Consider the following 6,316-nt stretch of genomic DNA (forward strand, 5'->3'; position numbering starts at 1 on the left):
TTTATCATCTAAATCACAATAAAATGTTTCTTTTATTGTAAATAAAATAAAAGGAGGAATTAATATGGAAGATTATATATGCGTAGCTTGTAAAGAAGAAGCAGATGAAGGTTTCGCTATTGGTAGATTGTGTTACTACTGCCTTGAAGAAGTTGTAGTTTACATGAAAAAACAAATTAATTAAAGTAATTGCAATAAAACTTCAATTTAATTGTGATGAAGCTGTGGATGGATCCATATGTAAATTAATAATAGCATTTCTAATACCACTTATACCTAATGCTTGAATTTGCACAGAATCATGAAGAGATGGCTTGTCAATTTTCCAAGTATGTGAAAATTTGTTGTCGTCTGATTTAATATCATAACCTATAAGCTCTCTCAGCTTCCATGTTGCCGTTCCAGTTGGAATTAACCAAAATAACACTGTATCAGTATTCTCTGCCTCAACATAGAAAGTAATTTCTTTTGTACCTATTGGTAGTGTTACCCAGTTGGGTTCCTCCGGGAAACTTGTAGTAAAGCTTATGATATCCGGTTCTGGGGGAACAAACTCCTCTACTTGATGAGAAGGGGTTAATAGTCTTAGGGATAACCATGCTTTTAATAAAACCAATTAAAATCACCTCATTCATAGTCTTTACATAAATATTGATGGATATTTAACAAGAGATGAAATTCACAATAAAATTTTACTTTTATAGTGAATAAATTGAGAAAAGGGGTGAATGTGACATATATATAATTTTGGCATATTATTGAGCACCTAGAATATTTACATAACAAAATCTTCACGAGGGGTGATTAGAATCAGGCCAACAATAGAGGAAAATATAAAGGTCAGATTGCAAGAATGGTTGAATCAGTTGGAGAGTGGAGTGATTGACTTACATAGTCATTTAGAGAATAATAATCATATATCAGAAGGCGATTGGAAATCCATCGACAAAATGTTATCTAATATAAATAGAGTAGTAGTAGATTTAAGAGAAGAAATTAATTATGGGTAAGTTTTGAAAACATAAGAGACATAATTGTTCAAAACACTGGTGATATAGCAGTCCCTGTACGTCATTCAATTTGTATTAAATTAGATAATGAATCGGTTTGTTTCCAAAATGAACCTAGTTTGATGAACGACATTCAGATAGAACCTGAAGTTACTATTTTCAAATCCGTACTAGGCAGAGGAAGAAACGGGCTAATAAGTATCGAGAACTTAAATGGAAACAGTAATAATATAGAGGTTACATTTGTCTCATTTTCAGGAGTTGCAAGTGATCCAATTTTAATTCCGCAAAAAACTGCAAGAACGTTTAGCTTTGAGAATGTAAAGGAAATTATAGTTAATAATCTTGGTAATTCTATTGCATCTATAGAATATGAGATTTGTGTTATTTTAGATAATAACCTATTGTGTCTACAAGGAGAAGATGGTAGCCCAGCATACAGTACAAATAACATCCCCGGCGGCGATGAGCGTACGCTATATACATCCGTCATAAATAAAGGAGAAACAGGTATGATTTCTGTGGAAGGTGACAGATCTGGAGGAAATATGATCGAAGTATCACTTTTAACTGAATCAAACATACCCGATACGTTTATTATATTACCTTTGAATTCAGTAACACTTAGTTTTGAAGATATTAAGGAGATAAAAGTCAAAAATCTTGGAGGGGTTGACGCAGATATTGCTCATGAGATTTGTATTATTTTAGATAAAGAAATTATCTGCTCACAAACAGCCCCTGACGGGTTTATATCAATACCTCCTAATACCGAATTTTCCATATTTAAATCTGTTTCTGAAAAGGGTGAACGTGGTATGTTAGGTGTTGAATATGAGACAACTGATGGTGATTTAATAATTACATTTATCACAGTGACAGGTTTATCAATTAATCCTTTTATTCTACCTAATGACGGAAGCGTATCACTAAGCTTCGAGAATATAAAGGAAATTAAGGTAAATAACATAAATGATAGCACACCAGAAATTTGTTTTGAACTTTGTAGAGTAATAAAACATTAGTTACTAATGCAGGTTGCTGTTTGACTATCCCTCATTTGCAAAAATCTCTGTTATTGAAAAAGAATGATCCAGTTAAAGAATACTGGTAGTAGGAAACCACAAAAGGATTGGTACACATTTTTAGAAAAGGAGCAATATGAAATGAAATTTAAACTGACCAAAGCTAGTGATCCTGGATTTAAAGGTGAAGTAGAGAACACCTCGCTTGAGGAATTACTGGATTCACTAAGGAAAACGGCAATAGGATTGTATTAGAAACTGAGGTCAATGAAATTACTATATGTGCTGATTATATACAATAAAACAAGTCTTTTATTATGAAATCATTTAGGGAGGTAATGATGCATAGACTGTTTAAAACGATAAAAGGAGGCCGATAGGATATGGTACTTGCATATGTTGTAAACCGTCAAGATATCGGTACAGTAACGGTCATTGATACAAAAACGCATTTAATAATTGGCACTGTGAATGTGGGTAGGCTTCCAAGGAATATTGCAATCACACCAGATGGGAAACATGCATATGTTACGAACACAGGCACGGATTCAGATCCTGGAGACACAGTATCCGTAATAGATACAAAGACACATTCAGTCATAGCTACAGTGTTTGTCGGAGATTTTCCAGTCAATGTCGTAATAGCACCAGATGGTAAAAAAACATTTGTTATAAACAGTGCACTCACAAGTAGCAGCGTGTCAGTTATAGACACGAAAACTCACTCGGTTATTGCAACTGTTGTTGTGGGGTTGAATCCAAGAATTCCCGCATTTACTCCTGATGGAAAGGTAGCCTACATAACAAATGAAAACTCTAATAACGTATCGGTAATTGATACTAGCAACCATTCTGTTATCTCAACTGTAGGGGTTAGAAATAATCCACGGGGTATTGCTTTTACTCCTGATGGGAAGTTTGCATACATCACAAATTTAAATAATGGATCTACGGGTTCAATTTCAGTAATAGACGTAAAAACCCATACCCTTATTGGCGCTGTGCCAATAGGTAATAATAATGATCGTCCAAATAGAGTTGTAATAACTCCATGTGGAAATGTTGCATATGTGACGACTGTTAACGGTAGAATAGTGACTGTTATTGATATTAATACACAATCAATTATTACAACAGTACAAGTTGGTAGTTTAAATCGTTCAATAGCCTTCACTTCAGATGGGAAATATGTATACGTAGGAAATATTAACGATAATTCTTTATCAGTCATCGATGTAAAATCTCATTCGGTCATTGCAACAATTTCTACAAGAGCTCCAAGGGGTATTGCATTTACATAAAAGGAGTATTTTGTTTGTAATCTGAATATAAAAAAAGACCAAATTATTGGTCATTAGAAATAATGAAAGCATCAAGATCAGTTAACCATTTATCGATACCCGATTTAGGAAAGTAATATTCTTTTCCTATTTTCACATACGGCATCGGGCTATCGTTATTAGAATCAGGGAGCAACAGTTTTACCTGGAAATCTCTTATTCCTAAATACTCACCTAATTCGTCCGAGTTTAACAATTGTTTTTGTGTACTACTTATTGAATTTGCAGCAATTAGTTCTTCCTGTAGATCTAATATTTGATTTGAAATTCCCCAATTACTATCAGAGATGTAGTCGGCTATTTTCTCATTACCTCTGGAAATTGAACTAGATATCAACCAACTGCCTATTACTATACAAATAGCTAAAGTAAATAGTGATCTTGCTATTAAATTTTCTTTCATAGATTTTCACCCCTAATATAATATATGTCTATTATATAAATTTTTTCCAACAAAAGGGCGTGGAAACTAATTTTCGGTTTTTGTTTTAGTAAATCAGAATAAAATGACAATTTTATAGTGAATTAATACCAAAATTAAAGTGATTTCATGAATACAATTGAAAGAACAATAAATGCTGATTTTAAATGGTTACCCTTCGAGAAGTTACCCTTCGAGAAATTGTGATAATTGATGTGAATATAAATTTTGAAAAGATAATTGACAATTTAAGAGTATTTTCTCCCCATTGTTGAATATAGTTGATAAAAGGGAGATGATGTAATGAGTTGGAAAAAGAGATATGCTATTAAACAAAAATACAAACCATTTGATGAATTATTAATAAAGACGAACTTAGAAAAGGTTATACAAGAAATTAATGGCGAATTATCACAACATGAAATTGAGGAAGTTAGAATTGTTGAAAATAATATTCTCTTCCCTGATTGTATTATTTCATTTGATATTACACAAAATCATTTGCAATTCAAGAAATTTAAAAAGGAGAATCCTTCAAGTGTTAGAGCAACTTTTAAAGTGACTTTACATTCAGATGGTTACTTTAGATTTAATATTGGATCTGAAGAATATGAAGAAATATCAGAAGGTTTAATTGAAGATTTGTTTGAAAAAATACTCTTTCATGAAGGTTAAATAGAAATGAAATCACGAAATATAGCCAGAATATGGATTTTATTACGACTGATACGGTGTTCTTTTTTGACTACAATAATAAAACATAAACCACCTATATAATGATAGGTGGTTTAATGTTAAATTAAAACTTTTGAACGTTTGCTGCTTGAGGGCCACGGTTTCCATCTTCGATGTCAAATGAAACTTCTTGACCTTCTTCAAGAGATTTGAATCCATCACCTTGAATAGCTGAGAAATGTACGAATACATCCTCTCCTCCGTCAACTTCGATAAACCCAAATCCTTTGTCTGCATTAAACCATTTTACCTTACCTTGAGCCATTTTGTTTCCTCCTGTGTGGATATCTTCCACAGTATATTACTATTCTTGCTCAAAACTATTACTAAAGATGTAATCGTATATCCTGTCTTTTCTCTAACGATAATAATAAGAACAACAATAATTGATTTAACTATACCATTTTTAGTATAAATTAGTAAGGTGTATTTACAGAAAGTTTATGCACTAACGTAAACACAGTAAAATAGCCATCTTATTAAATTATTTTAACTCTTATTAAAACCCATCATACTGTAGGCAGTATATTCTCATTTTCTATTTTTTAAAACACCAATGAACATTTGTGATTTTCAAATTAATTTAATTTTTGCAGACACCAAGAGTGAAGAAGACATAGTATTTAATACAGAATGCTTATTTACTTTACTCACCTTTTTGAAAGGTAGTGACGTTTATACATCTACAACTATTGTCAAGAGTTACCATGGATGCACCAATTCCATTATCCAATATTGATAGACGATACATATGACAGCCGAGTGGTGGGTGATCACAAACTGTATTGTTTGGGGTTAATGTATAAGACTGATTATCCCTTTCATCTAATATATATTATAACTACACAATGTTGTACTAACCCCACCAGAAATTCGCTCAACTACATAGTTTACATCAACAACTTCACCATTTCCCACAGACGCTTGTAAGTCTACCATCGTATCAACCTTTGCAACCCAATCCTTTTCTGTGACTGTTATCTTGTTCGTTGTCAAAATAATCGGCATAAAAGGAGTCGGACTACCGTCTAATAATGTGAAAGGAGTATTTTCGCACTTACAGAATATTTCGTTGTCTTTACCTTTGCACTGACAATTTGTCATTATGTTCATTCCCTTCGTTTTCTAAAGAGAGACTCATCTAACTAGTGAATGCATGTTTACTTAAATGTGCAACTGATAACTGTCTACATCGTCAATTATTATTAGGACACAGAATGCTAATTCAATTTCCTTAATTTTTTCAAGTGCCTGTTTGTTATAATAAACAATATGTTTATTTTTCTATCACATAAATCTTATTAACAGGAGTGGACTATAAAATGTTGTATGCAGGCTTATATCTTCAACTTCTTTTTTACGTAATCGGAATAACTATTTTATATTGGGTGATTAAACTTGCTGTTAAGAACGCCATCAATGAATCAAAAATTAATAAATAGAAAATATGCAATTCTTTTGGAAGAAGTTTTTTATCAACATTTTTGCTAATTTGTCTAATAACATTTATAAATCTATTAACAACATGTATATTGTGTTTATAATAGGACTGAATTGAGTTCTATTTCCATTTATAATCAGATATATCATTCTAATAAAAGCTACATTTTAATGTATCGATGATAAGTGAAGCATGGAAATGGATTTAGTATAGTTTTATGGACACAAAAACGTTAAGTACTTAAAATGTACTTAGAAAGGTTGTGTCCGGATGGGAAACAAAAATACAGGCAAAAAATATACTCAAGATTTCAAGAAGATGATCGTTGAACTCTACCGTTCTGG

The 6,316-nt window shown here is 32.0% G+C and carries 9 protein-coding genes; 5 read left to right on the top strand and 4 right to left on the bottom strand.

What is annotated here, in order from left to right; translation table 11 throughout:
- Positions 1 to 202: 202 nt before the first annotated feature.
- Positions 203 to 616, bottom strand: a complete 414-nt coding sequence (locus JM172_RS22665; RefSeq protein ID WP_214484634.1) for a hypothetical protein — start codon at positions 614 to 616, stop codon at positions 203 to 205.
- Between the two features lie 184 nt (positions 617 to 800).
- On the opposite strand from JM172_RS22665, the gene JM172_RS22670 reads away from it, so the two are divergent.
- The 4 genes from JM172_RS22670 (at position 801) to JM172_RS22685 (ending at position 3,336) form a co-directional block, all read left to right on the top strand.
- On the top strand, positions 801 to 1,010 hold the full coding sequence (locus JM172_RS22670; protein WP_214484635.1) for a hypothetical protein: 210 nt from the start codon (positions 801 to 803) through the stop codon (positions 1,008 to 1,010).
- A gap of 122 nt (positions 1,011 to 1,132) precedes the next feature.
- Positions 1,133 to 2,035: an S-Ena type endospore appendage gene (locus tag JM172_RS22675; RefSeq protein WP_214484636.1), complete on the top strand. Its 903-nt coding sequence runs from the start codon at positions 1,133 to 1,135 to the stop codon at positions 2,033 to 2,035.
- Between the two features lie 63 nt (positions 2,036 to 2,098).
- Positions 2,099 to 2,290 (top strand): hypothetical protein, encoded by a 192-nt coding sequence (locus JM172_RS22680; RefSeq protein WP_214484637.1) that lies wholly within the window; start codon positions 2,099 to 2,101, stop codon positions 2,288 to 2,290.
- Positions 2,291 to 2,418: 128 nt separating this feature from the next.
- Entirely contained in the window at positions 2,419 to 3,336 is a 918-nt protein-coding gene (locus JM172_RS22685; protein ID WP_214484638.1) for a cytochrome D1 domain-containing protein, read from the top strand.
- A gap of 43 nt (positions 3,337 to 3,379) precedes the next feature.
- On the opposite strand, the gene JM172_RS22690 is transcribed toward JM172_RS22685, so the two are convergent.
- Positions 3,380 to 3,778: a MerR family transcriptional regulator gene (locus tag JM172_RS22690; RefSeq protein WP_214484639.1), complete on the bottom strand. Its 399-nt coding sequence runs from the start codon at positions 3,776 to 3,778 to the stop codon at positions 3,380 to 3,382.
- Positions 3,779 to 4,099: 321 nt separating this feature from the next.
- Between JM172_RS22690 and JM172_RS22695 the strand changes: the two genes are divergently transcribed.
- Positions 4,100 to 4,471 carry a hypothetical protein gene (locus tag JM172_RS22695; RefSeq protein ID WP_214484640.1) on the top strand — a complete coding sequence of 124 codons (372 nt, stop codon included), beginning with the start codon at positions 4,100 to 4,102 and terminating at the stop codon, positions 4,469 to 4,471.
- A 124-nt stretch (positions 4,472 to 4,595) separates the two neighbouring features.
- On the opposite strand, the gene JM172_RS22700 is transcribed toward JM172_RS22695, so the two are convergent.
- Both JM172_RS22700 and JM172_RS22705 read right to left on the bottom strand, forming a co-directional pair.
- Positions 4,596 to 4,796 carry a cold-shock protein gene (locus tag JM172_RS22700; protein ID WP_214484641.1) on the bottom strand — a complete coding sequence of 67 codons (201 nt, stop codon included), beginning with the start codon at positions 4,794 to 4,796 and terminating at the stop codon, positions 4,596 to 4,598.
- A 560-nt stretch (positions 4,797 to 5,356) separates the two neighbouring features.
- Positions 5,357 to 5,635 (bottom strand): hypothetical protein, encoded by a 279-nt coding sequence (locus JM172_RS22705; RefSeq protein ID WP_214484643.1) that lies wholly within the window; start codon positions 5,633 to 5,635, stop codon positions 5,357 to 5,359.
- Positions 5,636 to 6,316: the final 681 nt, after the last annotated feature.

Origin of the sequence: Bacillus sp. SM2101 (assembly GCF_018588585.1) — a bacterium.
In the GTDB taxonomy this organism is placed as follows: Bacteria; Bacillota; Bacilli; order Bacillales; family SM2101; genus Nanhaiella; species Nanhaiella sioensis.